A 24,111-nucleotide genomic window follows, 5' to 3' on the forward strand; every position below is an offset into this window, starting at 1 on the left:
GGAGGCGTCATAATGTTAACTATCGCATATCTCGGAAACGGAAAAAGCACCAATCGCTACCATCTGCCTTTTTCAACCAAGCTGCAGGATAAGATCAAAGTAAAGACGATCTATTCACCAAGCGGCAAGCTGACCTGGCCAACACTAGAAGGTGTTCATTACACCTCTGACTTAGAGGATATCTACCGTGATCCTGAAATTCAATTAGTTGTGGTCACGACCCCCAGTCATTTGCATTATGAATTAGGCAAGGATGTCTTGCTTCATGGGAAAAATGTCTTGATCGAAAAACCTTTTACGGAAACTTCGGCACAAGCAAAGGAATTGTTCGCACTGGCGCAGGAGAAAGGCTTGTTTGTGCAATGCTATCAAAATCGCCGCTTTGATTCCGATTTTTTGACTACGCAAAAAGTGATCGAAAGCGGCGTGCTCGGAGATCTCTTAGAAGTAGAGATGCATTATGATTATTTTCGTCCAGAGATTCCACGGTCAGTGACCGAATTTTCCCTGAATACTAGCTACTTGTACGGACACGCTTGTCATACACTGGACCAAGTGATCTCCTATTTTGGACAACCAGACGATGTCCATTATGAGGTTCGGCAATTGCTTGGAAAAAATCGCATGAATGATTACTTCGATTTGGATCTGTTTTATGGTCGAATGAAAGTCTCAGTCAAATCTAGTTACTTCCGATTAAAAGAGCGGCCTAGTTTTGTCGTTTATGGCGAAAACGGCGTTTTTGTAAAACAAACCAAGGATCGACAAGAAGAGCATCTAAAACAGTTTTATCTCCCAGATCATGCCGATTTTGGGATCGATTTGCCAGAGCACTATGGCACACTAACTTATATGGATGCTAACGGGAACTACCATGAAGAAAAAGTCATCTCTGAAATTGGTGATTATAGCCGTGTGTATGAGGGCGTCTATGAAACGATCATCCATGGCAAAGAGAAAATCGTGAAAGACGAAGAAACGATTTTACAAATCGAAATGCTAGAAACAGGCATCAATCAAGTGATTACTGAGTCATAAGGCAGGGTGATTATGGGGCTTTTGACAAACAAAGCGCCTGAAGGCATCAACTGACTCAACGTAAAGGAGTAGATCCGAATCGAACCTTCAGAAATCCTGCAAGAAGAACAGCAGCTGCAGTTTGCTCATTTTGACAATGACCTCGCATTGCGGTTGGTTATTGCCATCGATCAGTACGTTAAAAGGAACTACCCGAAGCCGGTAGGGATAAAAGTTGTTCATCAGGGCTTGCCGATCATTCGATTTTTAATGGCAGGGCGAAAAGAGAGCCCTTGGCTTGAAAGAAAAGAACGAACGGTACTAGAAAGCGGGCATAGTTCACTGTACGTCTATGCGCAAAAAGATAGAGATATACAATTTGCTAAATGGGCACAAGACGAACATTATGCAATTTGTGGTGGTGGTTTTCCAATTATCGAAGACAGAAAAGTCACGGGTGCTATCTGTGTGTCAGGTTTGGCTCATTTAGAGGATCATAAAGTGATCACCGAAGTATTGAAACAAATGATTTAAGAAGATAGAAAAGGGGAAGCAAGATGAACTTAGCGATTTTAGGGGCAGGCATGATCGTCCATGATTTTTTAACGGTGGCAGGGGATGTCCCACAACTTGAACTGTCCGCTATTTTTGGGACAGAAAATGATTTAGAAAAAATGAATCACTTAAAACAGCAATACGGGATTCAAACCGTCTACACAGAGTTAGGGGCATGTTTGGCGGATCCATCCGTTGACACCGTGTATGTCGCACTGCCCAATCATTTGCATTATTCCTTTGCCAAAGAAGCAATCCTCGCTGGCAAACACGTCATTTGTGAAAAGCCATTTACGTTGCAGACACGAGAATTAGTAGAATTAGCAGAATTGGCTGCTGCCCACAAGGTGCTTTTGATCGAAGCCATCACAAATCAGTACTTAGCCAACTATCAAGGAATAAAAGCGCAGCTTGAAACATTGGGAGAGCTGAAAGTGATTGAATGCAACTATTCGCAGTATTCTTCTCGTTATGATTTATTCAAAGAGGGAACCGTTTTACCTGCATTTAACCCGAAAATGGGTGGTGGGGCATTGATGGATATCAATATCTATAATATTCATTTTGTCGTCGGGCTTTTAGGAAAACCAAAAAGTGTCCGCTATTTTGCTAATGTCGAACAGGGGATCGATACTTCTGGCATGCTGTTTTTAGACTATGAACAAACAAAAGTCGTTTGTATCGGCGCCAAAGATTCGACAGCGACGATTCGTTCAACGATCCAAGGGACGAAAGGATCGATCATCGTCAATGGGCCGACGAATACGCTTGCCAGCTATGACGTTGAACCGGTCCATGGGGCAAAAAGCCATCAGGATCGCAGCGTTCACGGACATCGTATGTTTGAAGAATTTGTCCGTTTTGCACAAGCCATTCACGAAAATGATCAGGCCTTTGTCAAGGAACGTCTTGCCCATAGCAAGCTGGTGATGGAAGTCGTGGAAAAAGCATTGGCAGATGCCCAGATCGTATTAGGATAATCGCATCAATGAGGAAAGACACCAGCTTCTTAGAAAAGTTGCTGGTGTCTTTGTCTGTTGTCTTATTTTTTCTTCTTTAAACTCAATAAGGTTAGTGGGATACCCAAGGTGAGGTAGCCGACAATCGTCATCAAACAGACCACCAGCCAAAAGTTATCTACTACTAGAAATGCAATCAGGCCATATGCCACCAGAATCGAGAGAAAATAAAAAAGAAAGAGCTGAAAAAAACGTTTAAAACTCACAGTCATTCATTCTCCTTTGTCGTTAAACTGACAAGAAAAGTATACCATATCAAATGCAACTTCAAGGGCTGATTGTGATCATTCGCAGGAGCCACAAAAGGCGAATTGTTTTGTCGGCTGACCGTGATTCGCTATACTTGAAGGGAAGAGAAAGCGCAGGAATATTTTTTTTAGGAGAAGGAGGAGACAGATGAAAAAGGTGGATGTACTGATTATCGGAGCGGGTCCAGCTGGAACGGCTGCTGCCTACGGGTTAAAAGCCAAAGGTAAGACAGTGGCGATCGTTGAAGCCGATTTATGGGGTGGCACTTGTCCCAATCGCGGGTGTGATCCGAAAAAACTACTGATGCGAGGTGTAGAAGTCAAAACAGAGGCGAAACGTATGCAAGGCAATGGTGTTCAAGGACAGGTAGCCATTGATTGGCCGGCACTGATGGCGTTTAAGCGTTCGTATACCGATCGGGTGCCAGAGTCAACCAAACAAGGGTTACTAGCAGAAGGGATCACTACTTACTACGGACAAGCCGCTTTTCGTGATGCCCATACGGTCGTCGTGGACGCAGAAGAGATTCAAGCAGAAAAAATAATTATTGCGACAGGACAGCGTCCAGCCGTACTGCCCATCGTCGGCAAGGAGCATTTACAAAGCAGTACTGATTTTCTTTCCTTTGAAAAGATGCCAGCAACGATTGCTTTCATAGGTGCTGGGTATATTACCTTCGAATTGGTAATGATCGCTCAAGCAGCAGGTGCTGAAGTTTATGTGATCCATCATAATGACCAGCCGCTAAAAGGATTTGATGCTGAATTGACCGCAGAAATGGTTCGTTCAATGCAGGACCAAGGCGTTTCGTTCCACTTTAAGCAGAACACGCAGCGAATCACGAAAGAACAAAACCACTATACGATCCAGACACAAGCATTGTCTCTACCCGTAGAAGCAGTGATTGGTGCCACGGGACGCAGACCCAATAGCGATCAGCTGCAACTGGAAAAGGCAGGAGTAGAAACGTCAAAACAAGGGATCGTAGTAAATGAGTTTTTGCAGACTAGTCAAAGACACATCTATGCAATCGGGGATGTGCTAGCGAAAAAGCAGCCCAAACTGACGCCTGTTGCCAGCTTTGAAGCCGCCTATCTTGTCGATCATATAGATGACCAGAAAACACCCATCCGCTATCCGCTGATCCCTACGCTAGTTTTTGGTGCGGAAAAACTAGCAAGAATCGGGATCAGTGAGCAAGAGATTGCCGATCATGCCTCAGAGTATCATAGCGAGGTGATGGATCTTTCTTCTTGGTATACCTATCGACGAATCAATGATCAAAATGCAAAAATCAAATTGGTTTATGACACATCTGATACCATCGTTGCTGTCACGATTGTTTCTGCATTGGCCGATGAGTTGATCAACCACTTCGTTTTTGTGTTGGAGAATCAGCTATCGAAAGAAGCGCTGGCCCAAATGATTTTTGCCTACCCAACACCTGCTAGCGATTTGTCCTATTTTCTATAAATAATCAAACAAGCCTGCACTAGTTTCCGCTAGCACAGGCTCTAAATTATTATGTCCGTATTGACTATAGTCCGTGAACCTTAAATGAACCTTAAAGTTAGGCTGGGTTTCATTTTAGGCAATGTCTTTGTTTTCTAGTAACCCTAGGCTTAGGCTTTTTTTGACAGTCGGCGGACAGCAGCAATCAGTAAGATCGCCGACAAGAAGAGCCCGACCAAATAGATGATGAAAATAGAATCTGGCTCATAGTGCCGATAATTGAATATTTTTACCATAAAAAAGAGAAACGGGATCGCTGCAATAAGGGTTGTAACGAAACGTTTCCGCCATTGTATGAAAAACGATCCAATCACTAGAAAAAGACAAAACGGGATCCAAAAGACCAAATGTCCGATAAGTTCGATTTTTCACACCTCCTAGCAAGTAAAATCATCATAACGTTTCTTCCTAAAAAGCAAGCGTGAAGGAAAAAATAATCCCATTAGGCATGTATGAAATTATGAGTGGAGTCTTCTGAAAAGTTCACAAGAAATCTGAGAATTTCAAAATGAAATGAAAAAACGAACGGTTAGAAATATCCCAATTGTCCGAGACGAAAAATACCTCTTGCAGCATTCATTTTGACTTGAATCCTGCAAGGGGTACTCTTTTGTAGAAAATCTGGTGCTTTATTCAATAGATTTAAAAGAAATGCTTAGGAAGGAGCAGCAGTCCTTTTTTATGGCAAAATGTTCTTACTATAAAAAAGGGAAATGACCATACCTATATCCAACAGATCCTTATAATAAAATCCTTTCAGTGGGCCAATGTGTAAGAAAAATCCGAGAATCATTAATACAAACAGCAGCAGGAAAAGCAGGTTGAAAGCGGTCATCAAGCGAAAACTGAAATGCCAATTACTCAGGAAATACTGATATTTCGCTGCTCGGTAAACTTTGTTTTGAATCGGAATTTTCTTGAGTGCAGGGATCGATTCGTGATAGGACGTAAATAATTCGTAGTCTTTTTTCGTCAGTACTTCTGAGAAAATGTGCGTCCCTGCCTGAAAGTCGAAATAGCCCCAATGGAATTGTTCTTTATCCTCTGGTGATTCGTGCTTCATCAGCTTTCTTGGCTTGATCGTGAACGCCTTGATGGTCTCATAGGGGTAACTGAAATAGGTGTTACTTTCTAAATAGTCGATGATGACCAGAAAAAGCATGCGGGTTTCTGTGAAAACTAACAAACGATTGCCGCGGGTATCATGAAAGATGTCACGGTATGCTTTTGCTTTCTCGGTTGTTGCATAGGCATAGGCGCCAAGCCCTTGATTGGCGAAGGCGAGGTTTCCATCTGGCGTCAAAGGCAGATAGCCAAGAATCGTTTCGTCTTTTGCTAAAAGCGTCCGAAGCTCCTCTAATAGATCTTGCAAGAAAACATATTGTTTGGACAGCTCGAAGGTTGCTGCTTTTTCTTGTTCAGATATTTTTGTCAGTGAATTGTTTTCATTTAAGACTAACTGTTTAAAATCCATCGATAGTCATCCTTTCTTTTAAGCGTTTGCGGCCACGGGAAAGACGATTGTAGATCGCTGAGACATTTAAGTCCGTCTGCTCTGCGATGGTTTCGGGTGACTCTTGGTAAAAATAGTAGAGCAGAAAAATCCTTTGATCGAGGGCTTCAAGGTCTTCAATAAAGCCCAAAAAGGTTTCCTTTGTCAAAGGTGATTCTTCAATAGCTAGTTCCTGCTCATCAACAGGTTTTTCTTCCAGTGAGCGCTTGTTCAACTTCCGCTTGTGGTCAATCGCACGACTACGACTGATCAAAAGCAGCCAAGTAATCAAGCGGCTTCTTTCTGGTTGGTACGCAGCAATCTTTTGCCAAACCTCGTAAAACACTTCGTTCGCTACATCTTGGCGCTCGCTCATTTCATGCGGTTGGGAGAGGACACTATGAATCGTCCTCAGCATGCTATCACCATAAACAGCTAACAGTTCTTCTAAGCCGGCATAGTCTTTCTTTTTGATTCGTTCAATGATTTCTTCATCCTGCACCTTCTTCACCCCTTCACACTATATACGAAGAAAGTTTGCCTTTTCTATCAGAAAAAGAAAAAAACCTCTGTTAACGAGGTTCATGTTCTGTGGCCAGAAGATCTGTTGCCAAGCGCTGGGCCAAATATTCCCAAAGAATGCCGCCAAAAAAAGCGCCTATCATATAAAGAATGACTGCTTGCAGCTGCAATGGATTATTTGCTAGCCAGAAAGAAAATAGCGAGCCGATGATGAATAGGTAGCTGCCAAAAAGCACTTGCCGCCACGAGCGTTTTTTAACAAACTTGCTAATGAGAAAGGTTGAAAGGACCATCAAGAGAATTTGGATGAATGCCAGCGAAGGCAAAAGTGCAAAGTCAGAAACAACCATTTCCCAAAATTGTTGAATCAAGAAAAAGAAAGCAAAGAGAATGAGCCCGCTTGATAATGTACTAAGCCGCAAGGAAGATATTTTTTTTCGCATTGGTTTACTCCTTGAAAGGTTTTCTTTATTATAGCAAATTTTTAGTTAAATAATGTAAAAAGATGAACGAGAAGGTCTGCAAAAAAACTTCTCCTAAATGTGCGCTCTTTTAGTATACTTGAAAGAAACGAGTGGATGGACTCGATACATAAGGAGGATTTCATGCCAACGATTCTTTTTGCGCCTGCGGTATTCAACTTGGCTGAAACGACAAGGATGATCGAAGTCGCTAAACAAATGCAAGGAAATCACCACTGCGAGTTCTTTGGTTTTTCAAAAACCTTTGCTTCACTTATCACTGAAAGTGGCTTTACGTACCATTTGCTGACGCCGACTCTGACAGAAAAACAAGAGGAACAGATCATAAAATTAGATCAACTACGCTCAATCAACAATCCCTTCACCAAAGAGATGGTTGCCGCGCGTATCCTGAGCGAACAAAAGCTGATCGACAAACTTGCTCCTCAGGTCATTGTAACTGGATCGAATGTCACGATCTTTCTATCTGCTCGCAGCAAACAGATTCCCTTAGTCTACGTAAAACCCTATGCGATGAGTGATCCCTTTTTTCGATCAGATAGCGCGTTTATCCCTTCTAGTTTGCGTTTCTTCGGACCGTTAAGGAAACCACTTTGGTATTGGACAAGAAAACAATTGGTAAAATCCCGCTGGATGCCCCGAGCATTCAAACACGCTGCCCAAACAGAAAAACTTTTTATGCCTGAAACGAGCTTACGAATGATGGACGCTGATTTAAATCTCATCACCACTCCTGATTTATTTTTAACGAAAGAGCAGCTGCCAGAAAACTATCAAATCGTTGGACCGATTTTTGCGAAGCTCGGGTCTTCTTTACCAGACGAAGTGTTGACTTTTATTCAACAAAAGCGGCGGGAAAGAAAACGAATCGTTTATTTTGCGATGGGCAGTTCGGGGAATCCGCGCATGGTGCGAAAAATCTTAGCTTTCTTGCAAAACCGTCCGGAACTAGCGATCATTGCTCCAGTTACGCATTTACTCAAGGAGAAACACAACGACTCAGAGAATCTGTTCTTGACCGAATATCTGCCAAGTCATCTATTGCATGAGCATATCGATTTTTCTTTTATTCATGGTGGGGAAGGGACTGTTCAAACAGCTTGTGCATCTGGGAAGCCGTTTATCGGAATTGGGATGCACTATGAGCAATGGTGCAATATTCAGTACTGCGTGGCGTATGGCAATGCAATCGCACTGACAAAACCATTAACTGAGAAAAAGCTGGATGCTGCCCTGACTGAGGTTGGAGCTCCGAAGATTTGCCAACAAGCCTATCAGTTAAAGAAGGATTTCCCGACAAATGGTCCTCAGAAAGCGATGCAGGAGATTGAACACTTTTTAGAAAAAAACAATTTTCCTATTAAAAAGAGCGATTATCATTGAGATAATCACTCTTTTTTTAATAGAGATCTACTAGCATCAGCAAGCCTGGGACCCACGTAGTGAAGATACCACAAGCGATCGAAAAATAATGAATCTTACGACCGAAGTTTACCTTCACGATCGTATCCAAAAAGCCGCAAAACCATAACGCTCCCCATGTTAACCAAATCAATGCAAAGAGGGGATCTTGCTCCCATTGCCAAGAGACCCAAGCAAAAGGCAAGGTATTGATGGCTACGAATAGCGCAAAAATCCCATAAATACGTAAATCTAAATCAAAAAGGTAAATGATCCCTACCAACAAATACGTGAAGGCAAAGAGAAAGCCAGTGCCTGCTTCATAATAAGCGCCTTGAAGCATATAAATTAGATTGATAATAAAAGATAACGAACCTGTAAAAAGATTGATCAAAGCAAGTGAGCGGTAGTCAATGTGAAGTAAGCTGCCCCAGCCGTTGATTATCAAAGTAATTCCTACAAAAAATAAACCGATCCCTAACATAAAATCCTCCTTTAATTAAATTTAGAATAACAAATTCTAAGAAAAAATAATAGCTCTATTTGTTTTTAGGTCAATAAAAAGGAAAATAATTTTGAAATTTAATATTTTTTGCTGCTAAATTTGATAAAATCAATACCAAAGAGCGCTGCTAGCCGATGCTTTTCTCGTTAAGGGGAAAATTTCAGCGTATAAAAAGAACTTTTATTTGTTGGAAGAAGGGGAAAAGAGACAGATCAATAGATTTTCAGTGTATTGATCGGACAAAAAGCAGACCAGGCAGCAGTTTATCAGTTTTTACGAATTTGCAGCAGTGAAGACTGTTTTGCGGAAAGGAGGACTTATGCCTAGAAAAGATCGAATCTTACTTTTCATTGATGAATATATGCAAGCTCAAGGTTGCGCACCTACCATACGAGAAATCTGTGCCAATGAAGAAATAAAAACGACCTCTTTGGTTTATCGTCATTTGCTGCGTCTCGAAAAAAGAGGCCTAATTTACCGAGCTTATCGCTTTAAGTCACGTTCGGTTCGTTTTACAGACGAAGGGAAGGCCTATGTCAAAGCGTTGCGACAAGCACTTTTAGCAGACGAAAAACAAACGCATGGCAATGAAGAATAACTTAACACCAAAATAAAAAAGCCTCTAGGCTTTTTTATTTTGGTGCACGGTAGCCAGCAGCTTCCGCTTCAGCGATCGTTTTGAACCATTCTTTCGGATTCGTCGTATCATCATAGTATTTAGATCCTGGCAAATGATAGATGCCGCTTCTTGATCCTTTGATCAAACCATTTCCTTGTTGATCGACATATTCTTTCTGTTTCTCCTCTGTTTCACTGCTTTGAGAAGTGGCTATTGTCGTGTTGTTCTCACTACTTGTCGCATTCTCCTGTTGCGTCATATCTTCGTTTGAAATCTCGCTGCTGCCATCCGCATAGTTGATCGTGACACCATCTTGGATGTTGAAGATATAATAGTTGAATTGGATCGTATCGTCGCCAATAGATTGGGCTTGCATCTGTACCCCACGGGCAACCAGCTCGTCATCACGATAGATTGGAGTGACAGAATATCGAACATAATGGTTTTTGTCTTGCTTGAGATAGTAGTTGATATCCATTTCTAAGCGCAACATCTCTGGATTGTTCAATTGACTAGTTCCCGTGATCAAATTCTTCCAGTTTGCATTTTCGCCAGCTAAAGCAAACCCAATCAAATGCGTCCGATTATATAAATATTTCCCATTGGGGAGCTGTTTATTACGCCAGCCTGTCGGTTTCACGCTGGAGATATCGCCACGTTTTTCCGTAGGCATTAAGGATTGATTCAACATTGCTTCAGCCGAAGTCGCTCGATTGAGGTGGTCAAGGTCGCCGTATGCTTCCCAGGCACCATTTTCAAGTGAAAGGTCGTCTTCTGAAAACTCAGGGATGTTTTGATTGACTTCAATTGTTTGGGTGCCTTGGTAGGTTAGCTGTGCCAATTCGTCTGCGCGAATATCTTTAGCAAAAGGGGTGCTTACCTCTGATTGTTGCGTTTCCTGCTTTGGAAATAGGTCATTGTTTTGTAGGAAACCAAAGCCAACTGCTGCGAGTGCGAGAAGCGCAGTGACCGATCCAATCAATGTTTTTTTCTTTGCCATCTCTTTATTGCCTCTCTTTTCATTGATATAGGTTTAGAATAAACGGTGAGTAAAAAAATCACAACTAGTTTATCATACCATTTGCGGGGGATGTTTTACAGCGTCTGCTAGCTTCTTTTGCCTTTTGTTCTTGACAAACTTCAGTCAATTTTCTTTACAAGCGACGTCCTTTAAAAGAATTTTTTCGTCTGCGAGTAATATTTTTCATATTTTAAAAAAACTATGTGATATAATGAATAAAGTTGCTGCTCTATCCCTTTGATGCTTGTTTTAATAACAGTCATCTCCAGCTGCGGAACAAACTTTCAGCTGTCTAGCAGACAACGTTCAAACGAAAGAAAACTGGACAATTTTCTGAACGATTGCCTTTCTTTCTTTGACCAAAATTATAGGAGAAGGAGTGTATCCCATGAACCAGCAAGAAACCATCTTACATTATTTAAATAAGAAAGACTCTGAAAAGTTAAAAGAACTCGTATCAGGAATGGAAGAGCTGCCGCTATTACAATTATTCAGCAACTTATCCGCGGATGAAAAAGTGATCGTTTTCCGACTGTTACCGAAAGACAAAGCCCTTATCCTGTTTGAAGATTTGACACCAGCTACCCAACAACACTTATTACGCTCTTTCACCGATGAACGAGCAACCGAATTTGTGAATGAGATGGCGCCAGATGTTCGTGTACGGCTTTTAGATGAGTTGCCAGCGACCGTAACACAAAAACTTTTACAATCGTTGGCGCCTGATGAACGAGCTGCAACAAACCTCTTACTAGGGTATGAAGCCGAAACTGCGGGTCGCTTGATGACACCGGAATTCATTACATTGAAAAAAGATATGACAGTCAATCAAGCATTGGAAAAAGTGCGAATGCAAGCCAAAGAAAAAGAAACGATCTATACACTTTATGTTACTGATCAAACGAAAACGTTAGAAGGTGTTTTGTCGCTGAAAGATCTCTTAATGGCACAAGGGGATCAACGCATCAGTGAAATCATGTCCCAAAAAGTTATTTATGTGACCACTGACACCGACCAAGAAGAAGCAGCCCGTCTGCTAAATGAACTAGATATCATTGCGCTGCCAGTCGTAGACAAGGAATCAAGAATCGTTGGGATCATTACCGTCGATGACGCGATCGATGTCATCGAGTTGGAAACAACGGAAGACATGTTTAATGCCGCTGGTTTGGTCGATGTCGCCTCCAACGAAGCAGACCGTAGTAATGTTTTGATCAATGGCAGCCTGTGGCAAATCTGGAAAGTCCGCTTGCCATTCTTAGTGATCACTTTAGTGGCTGGACTTTTAGCTGGGGTCGTCATTGATGAATTTGAACAAACGTTAGAGTCGGTGGCAGCCGTTGCGATTTTTATTCCTTTGATCATGGATATGGGTGGAAACGTTGGTACACAATCCTCTACTGTATTTGTTCGGGGGATGTCGTTAGGGCATATTGATCTTTCAACCTTCACCAGACATTTCTTTAAAGAAGTTTGGATCGGTTTGAGTCTAGGCTTGATCGTCGGGATCATCTCAGGAACCGCTGCTTCACTTTGGCAAGGAATCCCGATGTTAGGGGTCGCTGTTGGGATTTCATTAGTTTTTGCTATGACCTTAGCGGCAGCACTTGGCTTTTTAGTCCCGTTTGTACTTATTAAACTAAACATCGACCAAGCAGCCGGTTCGGCACCGATCATCACCTCGATCAAAGATATTGCTGGCTTGTTTATCTACTTCGTTTCAGTAAATGTTCTTTTGGGTCATTTGCTTTAGCATACTGTCCGTTCCAGTGGTATAATAAAGCGACATCACATGATGAGCACAACATAGAAAGGGGAAATGTCCTATGACAAATCAAATGAAGCAACATCAACTCGGAGGTTTCTCTTTTTAAGTGCGGCCTCCTAATTAACTGGAGGGAAATCATGGAAAAACAAGGAATCGTGGTCTTTCAGGCTAAGGATATCGCAAAAGTCCGCCTGACCACAGGTGAAGAATGTTTAGCAACCGTTTCAGGAAAATTTCGTCAACAGGCACGAGCGCCAAAGGATTATCCTATTGTTGGTGATTTTGTCCAAGGGCAGGTGTATGATCAAGATCATTTCTTGATTGATGCTTTGCTCCCACGAAAGAGTTTTTTACAACGAAAAGTAGCCGGAAATCGGACGGATGAACAAGGGATCGCTGCGAACATCGACACGGTTTTTATTGCAACTAGCGCTAATGAAGAATTTAATTTCGCTCGGTTAGAGCGCTTTGTCACGATCGCTTGGGACAGTGGCGCTAACCCAGTGATTCTCTTGACCAAAGCCGATCAAGTCACAGCTGATAAAAAAGCAGAGCTGCTGCAAGCATTAAACGATGCTTTTGGTGTGAAAGCATTCGCTACTTCTATTTATGAACCGAACGAATTGTTGACAGAAGCCTACTTTTCAGACGGAAAAATCAGTGCATTTATCGGTTCGTCAGGCGTTGGGAAGTCCAGCTTATTAAATCAGCTCATGGAACAAGCCGTTCAAAAAACCAATGACATACGAGAGGATAGTCGAGGACGACACACGACGACGAGTCGCCAGTTGTTCACACTGCCCTCTGGCGCAATGATCATCGATACTCCTGGCATGCGGGAAGTTGGCATCAGTACCGTTCGGTCAGCTTCGATCGAGCAATCCTTTGAAGCGATCAGTCAATATGCTGAAGGTTGTTTCTTCAGAGACTGTCAGCATGAAACAGAACCGAAATGTGCGGTAAAAGCAGCTATTGCTGCCGGTGAGCTTTCAGAAGCAGCCTTCGCTCGCTATCGCAAAATGGAAAAAGAGCTGGCGTATTTGAAACGAAAAGAACAGATCAAAGAAATGAAAAAGTAATAGTTAGCACTCCTTTCTATAAGAGGAGTGCTTTTTTGTACGTGTCAAGAGCGCCTTGTTGAGTAAAGAAGAGGAGAGCCGCAGCCAACGTTCTTGTGTTTTCACGAAAAGGCGGCCAATTCCAAAGGGCACTACATGCTAAGTGGTTGAACTAAACTAAGAGCGCCTGCCTGGTTACAAGCTGTCGTCCAGAAAGGCAGGATAAAAAAACACAGTGGGGTGTTGTCCCACTGTGTTTTGAGCAATGATTTGCCCCTGCCAAGGTATTTCTAGTATAAAGCGTTGATTCTTAAATAGCAACTCGAAAAAAAACGCCTCATTCAGCAGAGCGCAGAATTTTCGTCATGGCTTTTCCTTTCGCTAATTCATCGATCAGTTTATCTAGGTAACGAATTTCTTGAACTATTGGCTCTTCGATCTCTTCTACCCGAATCCCGCAAATCACACCAGTAATCTGTTTTCGTGCAGGATTGAGCTGAGGGGCTTGCTTAAAAAAGCGTTCAAAAGAAACATCATCAGCCATCTGTTGGAGTGTTTCTTGGTCATACCCAGTCAGCCAGGTAATAATCTGATCTACTTCTTCTTTTGTCCGATTTTTCCGTTCTGCTTTGGCAATATACAGAGGATAGACTTTCGCAAAACTCATTTGGGTAATCTTTTGATTTTTCATGATAAACTCCTTTAGTCTTTACACAAAGTATACTTCATTTTTTTCTTTTTGCCGAGATTTTCAACGTTTGTTGTGTGCCAAAATAGGCGAGGGGACTAAAGGATGATTTTTTCTTCTTGTTCACGAAACCCCAATACCTTTTGTCGTGACTCGCCATCCCAATAGAGCAAGTCCAAATTCTTATGCAGCATTAGCTGTGTATATAATTCTTTCAGAGTCAGAGCAGGCTTTTTGGGTTCGAAAAATAAAATCAATTGGTTATGACTATCTTGTGCGATCGTCGTAAAAGGAATCAGGTTTTCTTTGTAAGTTAAATAAATTCCTTGGTAATCTGCAGCACTCGACGACGTTGTCAGTGCTGTCAAGAGGTCTCTTGCTCTCATAGTGAACCCGCCTTTACTGTTTTTTGTCGATAGGCATCGATATCCAACATGATTTTTGTTTTGCCGTACACCGTATACTTTTGCACCACGAATTGGTGGCGCTTATTCCAATAGCCACCCACAGTTAGAAACATGCCCTCATCAACATCCCCTAAAAAATTCAAACTGTGCTTCGCAATCAAACAGTTGGTGGTTCCTAGTGTAAAGCGGACCAAAGGGGAGGGGGCAAAGGAGACGATCCTTATTTTTGAGACAGCGCCTTTTTGTGTTTGCATCAGGTATTCCTCCTTTAGTAAGTAGTAAAAAGTGGATCATTCGTTGAGATCAAACCATTTTTTCTCTTCATAAAAAGCAACATGACGAATCTCATCATAATGGATTTTTTCTGTGGTTTCTCCCGTCAAATAAATGCCCAATGTGTCGTATCCGCTGATTTTTCCGACAATATCTGGGGGATAGCCGCCTTCTTCATTGACTTCTTCTCGTTGGATCGCCACAGTTACGTTCTTTTTCATCGCTTCGAATAAGCATTGATTGATTTCTTCCGTTGTGAGTGACGGCTTAGGCGGACAATCAAACGTGCGTGTCGGCTCTTCTTCAATTTCAGTTGTATGCTCAGATAAAAAGAATCCTTGCCACTTTAGCTTTTTCCGATCTTCATATGGTTGCAGCATACCCATAGCAATCACCTCTTATCTATATAATACAAACATACGTTCTCTTTTGTAAAGCGAACAGATTTTTAAATTTCTGATTCTTCTATGAAACATCTAAAAAGTGCATCAAACAAGGGGATAGTGGCGGGTATCGTTTTTTTTATACTATATATGTTATAATTTATCCTGAAGGAATAATGAACGTTTTAGAAAATAGCTGGCGAAAAAGGAGAATAGTATGTCTGGATTAATCGTGGTCCTGCTTACGATCTACTTTGCAAGTAGGAAAGATAAAGAACAGTGGCTTTTTGATCGCAAACGATTGACTATTCTGGCGCTTATGTTTGTGATCGTCGGCATAAGTTGGGGCTTAAATGACAAAATAATGAAGGATTCTCTGAACCAAAATATTAGAAGTGATTTACTGTTTAATTATTCGTTCCCCTTATTGATATGTATGCTAGGTCTATTTATCAAAGAAATACCACGGTGGGGACGGATCGTGACTTTGTCATTTGGCTTTATGATTTTCGGGTATTTAGCTATGCACTATTTGATAGGGTTTCACAACCCGTATTGGGAAAATCTACAGCTAAGTCCATTGTATTGGCTACCAAGTGACTAGCCATAAATGGAAACGAAAAAAAGCACTCCCTTTATTGAGTGCTTTTTTCGGCTAAATCACTGCAGCAAGATGTTTCTTTTCAAAAAAATGGGTTGGACCTAAGTAGCAAAGGGTTCATATAAGGAGAAGCTACGACTGTTGAAATCAAACCGATTGATTCTTGACTAAACCGTGTCTTTTGATCATTGCCAAAGTAAAATATGCGACGAGCGTTCCTGCAATCCCAAAAAGTAAATCGATTCGATCAGGGGTGTTCATAAAGCCAAAGACAGTCTCGCTCAATAGATTGGCAATGAGTAAGAGCAGGGTCAATAGCGTGACGACTTTAAATGGCGCACCTACGAGAAGCCAAAAGTACCCCAGTAAGCCAATAATCAAACTAATCGAAAAATTGGAGATATGAAGATAAAAGTCAGGATACATCGAAGTAAATAAAGAAATATCCAAGTACTTTGATAAGTAGAGGAAGAGGGCTGTGAACACGAAAAGCAAGTAGAGGAGTGACGCCCAGATTTTTGGTAAAAAGACTAGCTTTAATTGCTTCTTCTTTTTCATTTTTATTCTCCTTTTAGAATTGTCAGCTTATACGGATGGAATTGCTTTTATCGGGTGTTAATTACACAAATGGAAAAAACAAGCTACAAACCAGGCAAATCAGTAGTCTGCAACTCATTAATGGTAAATTATGGTTAGGTATAGGGATAGAAATTATTTTGCTCATATCATTCAGCATGATTATGTATTTCATCCTGACGAGTGGCAATTTGAAGCAAAACCCGTTCAGCAGTCGACGAAAAGGAAAAATAAGCTTGTGGATAGCTGCTGGTTTGATTTTACTTGCCATGGTTCTAGTATTCCAAGGAATGATCAACGGCGCTTTATTCAGACTTTTTTAGCAAAATATGGACGTTTATGGCGACCTATGAACATTACAATTATATTAAATAACGAAATACCCTAAGTTATCTACATGATTTTAGGGTTCTTTTTTATCGAATCATGTAATAGATATTTGTTGGCATTTGCAACGTCTAAGTACTTGTGTCAGAATTTTAAAACGGATTGGCTATATATGGATAAAGTTCTAGGTAAAAGCTCAAAGATTTTCAAAATGATTATAGCATACAATCAAACCGATTGGTTCGTGAGTCAAGGCTGATAGCTTGAATCTGTATTTGCTGAGATAAAAAAGACGAATCCGTATGTAACTTGCTACAAGACAGTTAACAATGAACAAACTGTTGATCAGCAAATCATAAAAAAGAATCTGAAGAAACTTGTAAAATAAGAAATCTTAGTTTTAGTTGAATTTTAAGTGAATTAGTGACAATTTCCTGATAAAAGTCATTCGGAGGGAGGTAAAATGATGCAAAATTGACTTGAACTGTCTAAAATATCACGAACTCTTTTCCGAATATAACTTTGTATAATATATATTATGTAAACTAAAATATAAAATTTTTCGAACACCGTATTTAACTGGTAATTTTACGGCTCTCCTCCCTCTTATTTAGGATTATTTCCTTCAAATTCACCTAATTGACAGCATAATCCAAAAAAATGGTCATTTGAGCGATAGTTTTTGTTTTTGTTGGTTCTACGAGTGAAACAACATGCAACTGACAAATTATCTCTGAACCTTTGTCTGTATTTGATCTTGTTGATTCTTGATTCTTTGAATTCAAGCTTTGGTTTGCAGCTGCTGGCCAAACTCAATGAATCAGTCAATTAATCGTTGTTCACGATCTTATCAGTAATGGTTCGCACTTAACCCAGCAAATTTGTGCTAACTAATAGCCTAATGGGAATCTTGATCACAGGCAAACCAGCAACGATAAACAAGAAACGTTTCGTTGCGTTCAGTTTTCACCTAAACGGATCAGATTCCCATAGCGAGTCCTAATCAAGGGTGCACAGTCATCTAAGTACAAGTTTCGTTTTGTTGCTGCCAATAAAGCAATGACAGCTACGGAAAGTTTCAAACTATGTAATACAGGATCGCCGAAAAGACAATGATCAAAATGACCAAGACAACGATTAGTTGATTTAAACGTCGAATAAGCAGGTTTTTCTTGTTTTTTTCAAATTCTTTTCCTTCATTTCGATAATATTCTCTATCTTTTGTTCCCACGAGCGCCAACTCCTTTTCCCTGATTTTATCACTATCCTGAAAACAATGGGTGCAATCAAGGTGTTTTGTACAATAAATGGCAGTATTTTGTTAGAGCCTACAATCGTATGCGTATAGCGACTAAATAAGACGACTGACGAGTTCCAAGTGATTCATAACGGCAGCTTTCCGAATAACGCCCATACCAGGAAACGACCTTTGCTGATAGGCAGCAACTAATAGCTGCAGCCCAGCTGTTTGCGTAGGATACTCTTCCTCATGCTGTAACAAAGCTTCCATGACTTCGAAAAACTTTTCTTTCTGACTTGGTAATTCTTCCTCAGAAAATAAGTGAACGATTCGCAAGTCTTGCTCTGCTGTCGGATAGATCCAATGCAAAACCAACCGTTTTGAGGGATAACTGTGCTCATAATAAATTTTGCTATCGACAGAAAAATCACTAAATCCCGCATAGCCCAATTTATGATAAAGATGATGGGTTTTTGAAAATCCTTCCTCCGGACATTCTGTATAAAAACTATTTTTAGGTAAACGGGTAAACGGATCTTCCATCAGTAGTTTCGGGCCGTTGATTTTATTTAACAAACGAAACTCTTTGCTTACCAGCACCGGCAGCGTATTTTCCCGCCAATCACTAGCGAGTGCTTGGTCCGCTTGATGAATGATCCAAAGATCAGGCTTTTCTTCCACTGTCTCAATGGGGCGATCTACGATCATTGCTTTAGGGGCAGTAACATTTTGCAACTCTGCTAACCCCTCTGCCGTCAGAAAAGCCCCCGCCTGTGGATTGCGAACCAGATAAAAAGGATGCTGCTTCCTTTGAAACAGGTCAATGGTCGTCCAAAACGTTTTTGATTGCTTGACTGGTTCAATGATCGGCTGGATCGCGTCTGACAAACAATCTTGTTCCAACAGTGCTTTCAACGCCAATAAATCAAATTGTTTGCCACGAATATACGGGAAGTACATCTTCTTCTCTCCTTCTTACTCGCCTGATAAAAAACGTTTTTCCAGCGCTTCATAGGCTGCTCTCGTAGCGGCCAATTCTTCTTTCAAGGCTTCGATCGCTTGCAGCTGAGTATCTTCAATAAATCGATCATAGTAATTGACTCCACCACCGAACAAGTCATACTCAGGCTGACGTTTCTTCAGTTCTTGGTACAAACGTTCTGTTGAAAATACCCGCAATCCTCGAGCAGTCTGTTTTGCTTTGCCGACTTCTCGCGCTTGTGCCGAAATCAACCGAAACAATAAGGCATTTTCTGGAACCTGCAGCTCTTGCCGTTGGGGCTTCTTTTCGACACTGAAATACCCTTTGCTGCCCGTTTCTTTTTCAAGAAATGCATGATAGACCAGAACACCAATTGTAGGTGCAATCTGATCTTTGACTTTCTCATACAATGCCTTGGGTAAGACAAAATAATTATAATTCCCAATAAAGGATAGTTTTGCTTTTGAGCGAAAATCTGCCAAACTAACTTTGAGTTCGTAGCAACGCCATTCAAAGGTATTTTCAGCCGTCAAGCGACAACTCAAAGTATCCACGATGCCGTGATCATCTGGCATGACTACCTCTTCTACCACAATATCACTGTTTTCACGACAATAATAATAAAGTGCCTCTTCCATTTCTAAAGTTAAGGATGTCTTCACAAATTCACGACCTTTGTCTTGTTTCACCTATTATAAAACATATGTTCGCATTTTGGAAGAGGGAAATAAAAGCAGCCTATCATCCCCTCACCCATTCGGGCATCCGTTAACGAGAATCTCTTCAACCGTCCTCTTTGTACCGCGGAATCGTAACAAAAAAAGCAGCAAGAGCACACCAAGTTGAGCGATTAATAGACCTTTAAAGGGAAATTCAAAAGTAAAGCCTGCGGGAAGATGAAAGAAATGGAAAAAATCCTGCAGTGCTTTTTGACTAAGCCACAGACCGCTGACAAGCCCTACCAAACTAATAACAATGCTTTGAATACCTACAAAGAAAAGCTCTTCAAAGGTGACCAACAACGGAGACTGTCCTAACAACAACCGAATACCCAGAGATTGCTGCTCCTCCCCCATCAAATGAAAACGATACATGTGATTGCAGTGCCATAAAAAGGCGGCGATCAAGCCTACAGTTAGAACGCCTAGTACGAAGCGTAGCAACTGCAAAAAGAAAAGCCAACTGGCATACGTGAGATCCATCTGATTCTCACTGCTATTTGTTTCATATTGTAGCCATTGATGAAAAAACACTAGCCAATGCTCTGCAAAGATGGCGATGATCAGTAGAATAATCGCCAATACACCACTCATCAGCAAACTGCGCCTACGAAGAGCCGCGTGCCAGCCGAATTGACAAGGATAGTAGAAGTACCGCCATTTGTTCATGATATCTCTCCTTTTGGCGTCTATTTTACAGAATTTTCCAAATTTAGACAAATATCATCTTGTTTACATAATATAATTATGATCAAAAAAAGAGTGCGGCATGCAGTCCACACTCTTTTCCCTTTCGCTATCGACGTTTACAGATACCTTGTCAGTAGCTGCAACAAACGCTGCGGAAATTCTGTTAGATTGGAAAGATCAATAAAGCGTTCTTCCCCATAAATCGCTTTGATCACCTCTTTGTCTTGCCCAATAGCAGCTGCAAGAAACAGCACCCCTTGTCGTTCATAGTCAGCGATCACCTGCTGAATATCTTCTTTGGCTTTTACCCCTGTATAATCAGGAAGAGCTTTTGGCTGGCCATCACTGATATTCAAGAGTAATTTAGTGGTTGCCGGCTGATGAGCGAGCTTTTCAGCTAGCACGCGCAAGACAGCTCCATCACGGTTATTTTGCCGAGGCTTCATTGTCATGAGTTTCTCTGGCACAAATTCAAAGCCTTCATTGAATTCTTTGTATGCAAAAAGCGAGGTTTTTTCAAGAGCGGTCACGTCCGCTGTATCGCCATAGATCATCAATGGCAAAGACAAACGTTCGGCAAAAGCATTCACCGCTAAGACCGCCTGTTGGGCATACAATATCCGATCTTCTCGAATCATCGAACCTGATTCATCGATGCGCAAAGCAAGAGCTAAGGAAGGCTGTTCGTGAGGTGGATTCTTCTTGTCAAAGGTCCGAAAATCCTGATACGCAACCTTGCTGGCATCAAAGCGTGTACCGCTGTACTTACCTTTACTGTATGCCGAAGCTTGTTCGTTTTCCAATACTTCTTGGGTTTGCTTGATCAATGACTCTACGATCGGCAGCAACGGCTGCAAACGCTGTTGGGCTTCAGTCGCTTTTTCTAAATCGACGGGTGGTCGATGAACGATCAGCCCTTCTTTGGCATGGATCGATTCTTTCAATGCTTGTCGTGCTGCCTTTGATGCCGCGGTTTTCTTTTCTTTCTCCTGGGCTTCATACGCTTCGATCGACAAAGAATGAGAAGCAGGAGCTGCCTCTTGTGTCTCACTCCCAGCTTTTGCTTGGCCATCATGACTATTGCGTTCTAGTTCTTCTGAAAACGTCGCCTCAGTTGCTGCGCTTTTCGCTTCTTGTTTGTCAGAATCACTGGTTTCCATCGTTTCCGCCTCAGTTTCTTGATTGGCGGTCTCAAGGACTTGCTCATTTTTTAAGACGGGTGTGCCTTCTTCCACTACATTGCGTTGGTCAGCCTCTTCGCTGCTGATTCTGCGTCCTTTGATTTGTTCTTTAAAGGCATTTAGCGGTTGTCCAGAAAACAAAAGCCGCAATCGCGCCAATAACCCTGAAGCTTCTAGCGCCTGTTGTAAAAGAGAAAGCTCATTTGGATCGGTAGTGATTTTGTAGAGCACTTTGCTATCAATTGCTGTAAAGGGATCTTGTCCTTGTTTGACTGCATTTAACCAATAAAAATAAGAACGCATACCCGCCACCCCTTTGATGGCGTTGGCTTTGGCGGTCACGTCTAGTAAGCGGATGATTTCAGCCATTTTCTGTGCAGTCGTTTTGTCCGGATAATTGGTTTTGGCAATGCCTCGCTGCACCATGACTGCTAGCTCAGGTAAATCCATTTTTTCAGCATGCTGCATCCGATCTCGCAAGGATTCGTTCAAGGGGCGGTTGCCTTGGTAATTCCGATTCGTTGTGATGATCACCACACAGTCAGGGTGTCGTCGAACAAAGCCAGTCGGGATATTCAGCATCCCGTTTTGTTCAAGGGCCGAGTTTAGTGCCACTAGTACCGAAGCATCACGAATGACCGTTGGTTCTTGAATCTCAAGCAAATAGCCTTTTTCCAGCGCCCGAACGATTTCGGAGGGATAAAATTTGTATTGAATCGTCGGTTGCTGATCACTGGTTTCAATCCGTTCGATCAGTTCCGCAAATTTCGCCCGTGCCCGCTCACGAGTCAAGGAAAAATGCCGCTGGATCAAAGTCAAGACATCTTCAAAACAATCACTTTTATAAATCGCATCCAGCAAGTCCTTGTCCTCTTCTTGGTCGGTGTTGATCACTGGTAATAAAGCACCAAATACATCTGACTTATCCATATCCGCAAAGCAGGTGATTTTGGTGTAGGGCAGTTGCAGGTCGGCAGAAAGTGCCTTTGCCAACTGGGTCTTACCAGACCCAGCATCGCCTTCCAGCAACACATTGAAGATCTTCATCTCTGGATCCGCCCAATTCAACGCGATCTCTGAAGCAATTCGTAGTTCTTCAGCACTGGTCTGATGACTTTGTGGTTTTTTCCAAATCATGGTTTGTTCTAATTTGCTAAAAGCGCGTCCTTTCGTTACGACAAAAGACGGTTGATTTCGTGTCATGGCAATCTGCTCCTTTTCTTAATAACCTAGCTCATCTAAAAGCCGCTTTAGGATTTTGAAGCGTTCGCCGTATAGCTCGCCATCTTTTTGTAAGGAATCATAAAAAAGCAGAATGTCTTCATCGATTTTAGGATTTTCGGTGTCTACTTCTACGGTCATACGATTTCCTTGCAGGCCAATGATCTCGATCAACGGATTTTCAGGATCGTAAAACTTTTCATGGCGATAGGCCTCTTGAAAATACAAACTAGATTGCGCCACTAAGATTGCTAGATCTAAGATTCTAGTGAGGGGTAGTTCTTCTGACTGACGAGACCATTTTTCACCTGTATGGCGCCAAACCTTGCCTGATATATCGACTTTTCCGCGATCATTCCATTGTGCTAATCCGAGGGAAAGGCCTTTTGCATCTGTATGTAACGCATTTTTTCCGTCAACAGTATCATAGTCTTCCACTTTAATGACGGGCTTATGTTTCAAGTTTTCTGGTATTTTCATTATTCTCACTCCTTGTTTAGTAAATTAGTAATTTACTAGATAGAGTAAGTATAATGAGGAAGCTGGTTTGGAACAAGCAAAAGGTCTTTTCTAGTAGCTAGGGACAGATGCTTATAGAAAAAGCACTTGATAAGAAGCATCTAAAAACAAACGCTCTTAAAAAATGCTTTTTTATGACGCATTACTTCACTAACTCAATTGATTGAAAAAAAGGCGTAACGCTTGTTTTCTCTGATATGTAAGCTGCGCTTTAGGAATGCCTTGGATCGCCCCTTCAATGCCGTAGAGCATATGCAAGCAAGCGTCCGCATCGCATTGGTGGCGGATAGCTAGAAAAACCTCTTCGGCCGTTTTTGTGCGTAGTTGTTCAGGGGTATTGATGCCGATACGAACCAGGTGATCCGCTAAAACCTGACCTACGTTTGGTAATTTTTGCAGTTCATTCATAGGTTTCTCCTTTTTGATTGTGGTCATCTTGCCCCTCTTTCTCTTGACGAACCAACGCATAGAGCTTCATATCGAACAGCTGCTGGTTTTTCTCCGCATGCTTTCGCAAAACGCCTTCTAACGTAAAACCTGCCTTTTCCAACACACGACAAGAGGAATGATTCTTCGCAAAAGATTCAGCAGAAATACGAACGATAGTTGATGTAGTAAATACATAGTCACATAGTTGCTGAACGGCTTGCGTCATCAAGCCTTTTCCCCAATACTCTTGTGCAATAGAGTAGCCAATCTCAGCCGTTCTATAATGGATATTTTCTTTGCGAACAGCACGGATACTGCCGACTGCTCGGTCATCCACAGTGATCGCAAAGGCAAATTCTGCTTCCTCCACAGATCGAATATAGGCTTGTGCATCTGCGACCGTATAGGGGAATGGCAACCCATCTCGTAAATAATCGTGGATGGGTTGATTATTTAACGCATGGGCTAAATCTTGCGCATCGCTCATTTGCCACCTTCTTAAGGAACACTTCATAGCAATTCCTCCTTTGTCAGTCCTTCATTTTGATCCTATTGTACGAGTTTGTGTGATTTTTTACAAGCGAATCTCAAAAAAGCAGAAAAAAGAACCAGCTAGACAAACGTCTAACAGGTTCTAACATACAATGTCTTGAAA

Annotated in this window: 28 protein-coding genes; 9 read left to right on the forward strand and 19 right to left on the reverse strand. The window is 41.7% G+C overall.

Features of this window, described 5'->3' with window-relative positions:
* Positions 1 to 12: 12 nt before the first annotated feature.
* The 3 genes from ECA1_RS05560 to ECA1_RS05570 all read left to right on the forward strand — a co-directional run bounded on the left by ECA1_RS05560 (position 13) and on the right by ECA1_RS05570 (position 2,552).
* A complete protein-coding gene (locus ECA1_RS05560) occupies positions 13 to 1,038 on the forward strand; it encodes a Gfo/Idh/MocA family oxidoreductase (RefSeq protein ID WP_005226060.1) in 1,026 nt (341 codons plus the stop codon).
* A 114-nt stretch (positions 1,039 to 1,152) separates the two neighbouring features.
* On the forward strand, positions 1,153 to 1,551 hold the full coding sequence (locus ECA1_RS05565) for a heme-binding protein (protein WP_080542651.1): 399 nt from the start codon (positions 1,153 to 1,155) through the stop codon (positions 1,549 to 1,551).
* Between the two features lie 23 nt (positions 1,552 to 1,574).
* A complete protein-coding gene (locus ECA1_RS05570; RefSeq protein WP_060791914.1) occupies positions 1,575 to 2,552 on the forward strand; it encodes a Gfo/Idh/MocA family protein in 978 nt (325 codons plus the stop codon).
* A 62-nt stretch (positions 2,553 to 2,614) separates the two neighbouring features.
* On the opposite strand, the gene ECA1_RS05575 is transcribed toward ECA1_RS05570, so the two are convergent.
* Complete coding sequence (locus ECA1_RS05575) at positions 2,615 to 2,803, reverse strand: hypothetical protein (protein WP_060791915.1); 189 nt, start codon at positions 2,801 to 2,803, stop codon at positions 2,615 to 2,617.
* A 184-nt stretch (positions 2,804 to 2,987) separates the two neighbouring features.
* Here ECA1_RS05575 and ECA1_RS05580 point away from each other — a divergent pair, with 184 nt between their 5' ends.
* The gene (locus ECA1_RS05580; protein ID WP_060791916.1) at positions 2,988 to 4,313 is read left to right on the forward strand and encodes a dihydrolipoyl dehydrogenase family protein; all 1,326 of its coding nucleotides are present in this window, start codon (positions 2,988 to 2,990) and stop codon (positions 4,311 to 4,313) included.
* 243 nt (positions 4,314 to 4,556) lie between these two features.
* On the opposite strand, the gene ECA1_RS17690 is transcribed toward ECA1_RS05580, so the two are convergent.
* The 4 genes from ECA1_RS17690 to ECA1_RS05600 all read right to left on the reverse strand — a co-directional run bounded on the left by ECA1_RS17690 (position 4,557) and on the right by ECA1_RS05600 (position 6,809).
* Positions 4,557 to 4,724, reverse strand: coding sequence for a hypothetical protein (locus ECA1_RS17690; RefSeq protein ID WP_172462573.1), 168 nt, complete (start codon positions 4,722 to 4,724; stop codon positions 4,557 to 4,559).
* A 307-nt stretch (positions 4,725 to 5,031) separates the two neighbouring features.
* Entirely contained in the window at positions 5,032 to 5,826 is a 795-nt protein-coding gene (locus ECA1_RS05590; RefSeq protein WP_016609351.1) for a hypothetical protein, read from the reverse strand.
* Positions 5,816 to 6,355: a sigma-70 family RNA polymerase sigma factor gene (locus tag ECA1_RS05595; RefSeq protein ID WP_060791918.1), complete on the reverse strand. Its 540-nt coding sequence runs from the start codon at positions 6,353 to 6,355 to the stop codon at positions 5,816 to 5,818. Before ECA1_RS05595 ends, ECA1_RS05590 begins: the two co-directional genes overlap by 11 nt.
* 61 nt (positions 6,356 to 6,416) lie before the next feature.
* Positions 6,417 to 6,809 carry a hypothetical protein gene (locus tag ECA1_RS05600; RefSeq protein ID WP_060791919.1) on the reverse strand — a complete coding sequence of 131 codons (393 nt, stop codon included), beginning with the start codon at positions 6,807 to 6,809 and terminating at the stop codon, positions 6,417 to 6,419.
* Positions 6,810 to 6,971: 162 nt separating this feature from the next.
* On the opposite strand from ECA1_RS05600, the gene ECA1_RS05605 reads away from it, so the two are divergent.
* Positions 6,972 to 8,231, forward strand: coding sequence for a glycosyltransferase (locus ECA1_RS05605; protein ID WP_060791920.1), 1,260 nt, complete (start codon positions 6,972 to 6,974; stop codon positions 8,229 to 8,231).
* A 16-nt stretch (positions 8,232 to 8,247) separates the two neighbouring features.
* Here ECA1_RS05605 and ECA1_RS05610 read toward each other — a convergent pair whose 3' ends face one another.
* The gene (locus ECA1_RS05610) at positions 8,248 to 8,733 is read right to left on the reverse strand and encodes an AmiS/UreI family transporter (protein WP_060791921.1); all 486 of its coding nucleotides are present in this window, start codon (positions 8,731 to 8,733) and stop codon (positions 8,248 to 8,250) included.
* Positions 8,734 to 9,073: 340 nt separating this feature from the next.
* Here ECA1_RS05610 and ECA1_RS05615 point away from each other — a divergent pair, with 340 nt between their 5' ends.
* Complete coding sequence (locus ECA1_RS05615) at positions 9,074 to 9,352, forward strand: LexA family protein (protein WP_005226072.1); 279 nt, start codon at positions 9,074 to 9,076, stop codon at positions 9,350 to 9,352.
* Between the two features lie 34 nt (positions 9,353 to 9,386).
* Here ECA1_RS05615 and ECA1_RS05620 read toward each other — a convergent pair whose 3' ends face one another.
* Entirely contained in the window at positions 9,387 to 10,373 is a 987-nt protein-coding gene (locus tag ECA1_RS05620; protein ID WP_060791922.1) for a DNA/RNA non-specific endonuclease, read from the reverse strand.
* 409 nt (positions 10,374 to 10,782) lie between these two features.
* Here ECA1_RS05620 and mgtE point away from each other — a divergent pair, with 409 nt between their 5' ends.
* A complete protein-coding gene (gene mgtE, locus ECA1_RS05625) occupies positions 10,783 to 12,147 on the forward strand; it encodes a magnesium transporter (RefSeq protein WP_015509692.1) in 1,365 nt (454 codons plus the stop codon).
* 152 nt (positions 12,148 to 12,299) lie between these two features.
* Complete coding sequence (gene rsgA, locus ECA1_RS05630) at positions 12,300 to 13,241, forward strand: ribosome small subunit-dependent GTPase A (RefSeq protein WP_060791923.1); 942 nt, start codon at positions 12,300 to 12,302, stop codon at positions 13,239 to 13,241.
* Positions 13,242 to 13,557: 316 nt separating this feature from the next.
* On the opposite strand, the gene ECA1_RS05635 is transcribed toward rsgA, so the two are convergent.
* The 4 genes from ECA1_RS05635 to ECA1_RS05650 all read right to left on the reverse strand — a co-directional run bounded on the left by ECA1_RS05635 (position 13,558) and on the right by ECA1_RS05650 (position 14,974).
* Positions 13,558 to 13,911 (reverse strand): DUF2200 domain-containing protein, encoded by a 354-nt coding sequence (locus tag ECA1_RS05635; RefSeq protein ID WP_015509694.1) that lies wholly within the window; start codon positions 13,909 to 13,911, stop codon positions 13,558 to 13,560.
* Positions 13,912 to 14,006: 95 nt separating this feature from the next.
* Positions 14,007 to 14,294, reverse strand: a complete 288-nt coding sequence (locus ECA1_RS05640) for a hypothetical protein (RefSeq protein ID WP_005226077.1) — start codon at positions 14,292 to 14,294, stop codon at positions 14,007 to 14,009.
* Positions 14,291 to 14,569 (reverse strand): hypothetical protein, encoded by a 279-nt coding sequence (locus tag ECA1_RS05645; protein ID WP_010748343.1) that lies wholly within the window; start codon positions 14,567 to 14,569, stop codon positions 14,291 to 14,293. Before ECA1_RS05645 ends, ECA1_RS05640 begins: the two co-directional genes overlap by 4 nt.
* Before the next feature lie 36 nt (positions 14,570 to 14,605).
* Entirely contained in the window at positions 14,606 to 14,974 is a 369-nt protein-coding gene (locus ECA1_RS05650; protein WP_015509697.1) for a hypothetical protein, read from the reverse strand.
* Between the two features lie 214 nt (positions 14,975 to 15,188).
* Between ECA1_RS05650 and ECA1_RS05655 the strand changes: the two genes are divergently transcribed.
* Positions 15,189 to 15,575 (forward strand): hypothetical protein, encoded by a 387-nt coding sequence (locus tag ECA1_RS05655; RefSeq protein WP_060791924.1) that lies wholly within the window; start codon positions 15,189 to 15,191, stop codon positions 15,573 to 15,575.
* Between the two features lie 144 nt (positions 15,576 to 15,719).
* Here the strand turns inward: ECA1_RS05655 and ECA1_RS05660 are convergent, their stop codons facing one another.
* From ECA1_RS05660 to ECA1_RS05700, 8 genes are all read right to left on the reverse strand, one after another.
* The gene (locus ECA1_RS05660; protein WP_060791925.1) at positions 15,720 to 16,130 is read right to left on the reverse strand and encodes a hypothetical protein; all 411 of its coding nucleotides are present in this window, start codon (positions 16,128 to 16,130) and stop codon (positions 15,720 to 15,722) included.
* 1,696 nt (positions 16,131 to 17,826) lie between these two features.
* Positions 17,827 to 18,675: a sce7725 family protein gene (locus ECA1_RS05670; RefSeq protein WP_010748348.1), complete on the reverse strand. Its 849-nt coding sequence runs from the start codon at positions 18,673 to 18,675 to the stop codon at positions 17,827 to 17,829.
* Between the two features lie 15 nt (positions 18,676 to 18,690).
* Positions 18,691 to 19,359, reverse strand: coding sequence for a hypothetical protein (locus tag ECA1_RS05675; protein WP_060791926.1), 669 nt, complete (start codon positions 19,357 to 19,359; stop codon positions 18,691 to 18,693).
* Between the two features lie 87 nt (positions 19,360 to 19,446).
* Positions 19,447 to 20,085 carry a hypothetical protein gene (locus tag ECA1_RS05680; protein WP_060791927.1) on the reverse strand — a complete coding sequence of 213 codons (639 nt, stop codon included), beginning with the start codon at positions 20,083 to 20,085 and terminating at the stop codon, positions 19,447 to 19,449.
* A gap of 137 nt (positions 20,086 to 20,222) precedes the next feature.
* Positions 20,223 to 22,490 (reverse strand): AAA family ATPase, encoded by a 2,268-nt coding sequence (locus tag ECA1_RS05685; protein WP_060791928.1) that lies wholly within the window; start codon positions 22,488 to 22,490, stop codon positions 20,223 to 20,225.
* 18 nt (positions 22,491 to 22,508) lie between these two features.
* Positions 22,509 to 22,988, reverse strand: coding sequence for a DUF6530 family protein (locus tag ECA1_RS05690; protein ID WP_005235941.1), 480 nt, complete (start codon positions 22,986 to 22,988; stop codon positions 22,509 to 22,511).
* Positions 22,989 to 23,177: 189 nt separating this feature from the next.
* Positions 23,178 to 23,435 (reverse strand): TfoX/Sxy family protein, encoded by a 258-nt coding sequence (locus tag ECA1_RS05695; protein WP_060791929.1) that lies wholly within the window; start codon positions 23,433 to 23,435, stop codon positions 23,178 to 23,180.
* Positions 23,428 to 23,970 carry a GNAT family N-acetyltransferase gene (locus ECA1_RS05700; protein WP_060791930.1) on the reverse strand — a complete coding sequence of 181 codons (543 nt, stop codon included), beginning with the start codon at positions 23,968 to 23,970 and terminating at the stop codon, positions 23,428 to 23,430. The genes ECA1_RS05695 and ECA1_RS05700 overlap by 8 nt, the downstream gene beginning before the upstream one ends.
* Between the last annotated feature and the right edge of the window lie 141 nt (positions 23,971 to 24,111).

The organism is Enterococcus casseliflavus NBRC 100478 (genome assembly GCF_001544095.1).
Taxonomy (GTDB): domain Bacteria; phylum Bacillota; class Bacilli; order Lactobacillales; family Enterococcaceae; genus Enterococcus_D; species Enterococcus_D casseliflavus.

Bases quoted from the DNA above. Each gene is read 5' to 3' on its own strand.
- ECA1_RS05560 (WP_005226060.1), top strand. From the start codon at position 13: ATGTTAACTATCGCATATCTCGGAAACGGAAAAAGCACCAATCGCTAC.
- ECA1_RS05570 (WP_060791914.1), top strand. From the start codon at position 1,575: ATGAACTTAGCGATTTTAGGGGCAGGCATGATCGTCCATGATTTTTTA.
- ECA1_RS05575 (WP_060791915.1), bottom strand. From the start codon at position 2,803: ATGACTGTGAGTTTTAAACGTTTTTTTCAGCTCTTTCTTTTTTATTTT.
- ECA1_RS05580 (WP_060791916.1), top strand. From the start codon at position 2,988: ATGAAAAAGGTGGATGTACTGATTATCGGAGCGGGTCCAGCTGGAACG.
- ECA1_RS05590 (WP_016609351.1), bottom strand. From the start codon at position 5,826: ATGGATTTTAAACAGTTAGTCTTAAATGAAAACAATTCACTGACAAAA.
- ECA1_RS05600 (WP_060791919.1), bottom strand. From the start codon at position 6,809: ATGCGAAAAAAAATATCTTCCTTGCGGCTTAGTACATTATCAAGCGGG.
- ECA1_RS05605 (WP_060791920.1), top strand. From the start codon at position 6,972: ATGCCAACGATTCTTTTTGCGCCTGCGGTATTCAACTTGGCTGAAACG.
- ECA1_RS05610 (WP_060791921.1), bottom strand. From the start codon at position 8,733: ATGTTAGGGATCGGTTTATTTTTTGTAGGAATTACTTTGATAATCAAC.
- ECA1_RS05615 (WP_005226072.1), top strand. From the start codon at position 9,074: ATGCCTAGAAAAGATCGAATCTTACTTTTCATTGATGAATATATGCAA.
- ECA1_RS05620 (WP_060791922.1), bottom strand. From the start codon at position 10,373: ATGGCAAAGAAAAAAACATTGATTGGATCGGTCACTGCGCTTCTCGCA.
- mgtE (WP_015509692.1), top strand. From the start codon at position 10,783: ATGAACCAGCAAGAAACCATCTTACATTATTTAAATAAGAAAGACTCT.
- rsgA (WP_060791923.1), top strand. From the start codon at position 12,300: ATGGAAAAACAAGGAATCGTGGTCTTTCAGGCTAAGGATATCGCAAAA.
- ECA1_RS05635 (WP_015509694.1), bottom strand. From the start codon at position 13,911: ATGAAAAATCAAAAGATTACCCAAATGAGTTTTGCGAAAGTCTATCCT.
- ECA1_RS05640 (WP_005226077.1), bottom strand. From the start codon at position 14,294: ATGAGAGCAAGAGACCTCTTGACAGCACTGACAACGTCGTCGAGTGCT.
- ECA1_RS05645 (WP_010748343.1), bottom strand. From the start codon at position 14,569: ATGCAAACACAAAAAGGCGCTGTCTCAAAAATAAGGATCGTCTCCTTT.
- ECA1_RS05650 (WP_015509697.1), bottom strand. From the start codon at position 14,974: ATGGGTATGCTGCAACCATATGAAGATCGGAAAAAGCTAAAGTGGCAA.
- ECA1_RS05655 (WP_060791924.1), top strand. From the start codon at position 15,189: ATGTCTGGATTAATCGTGGTCCTGCTTACGATCTACTTTGCAAGTAGG.
- ECA1_RS05660 (WP_060791925.1), bottom strand. From the start codon at position 16,130: ATGAAAAAGAAGAAGCAATTAAAGCTAGTCTTTTTACCAAAAATCTGG.
- ECA1_RS05670 (WP_010748348.1), bottom strand. From the start codon at position 18,675: ATGTACTTCCCGTATATTCGTGGCAAACAATTTGATTTATTGGCGTTG.
- ECA1_RS05680 (WP_060791927.1), bottom strand. From the start codon at position 20,085: ATGAACAAATGGCGGTACTTCTACTATCCTTGTCAATTCGGCTGGCAC.
- ECA1_RS05685 (WP_060791928.1), bottom strand. From the start codon at position 22,490: ATGACACGAAATCAACCGTCTTTTGTCGTAACGAAAGGACGCGCTTTT.
- ECA1_RS05690 (WP_005235941.1), bottom strand. From the start codon at position 22,988: ATGAAAATACCAGAAAACTTGAAACATAAGCCCGTCATTAAAGTGGAA.
- ECA1_RS05695 (WP_060791929.1), bottom strand. From the start codon at position 23,435: ATGAATGAACTGCAAAAATTACCAAACGTAGGTCAGGTTTTAGCGGAT.
- ECA1_RS05700 (WP_060791930.1), bottom strand. From the start codon at position 23,970: ATGAAGTGTTCCTTAAGAAGGTGGCAAATGAGCGATGCGCAAGATTTA.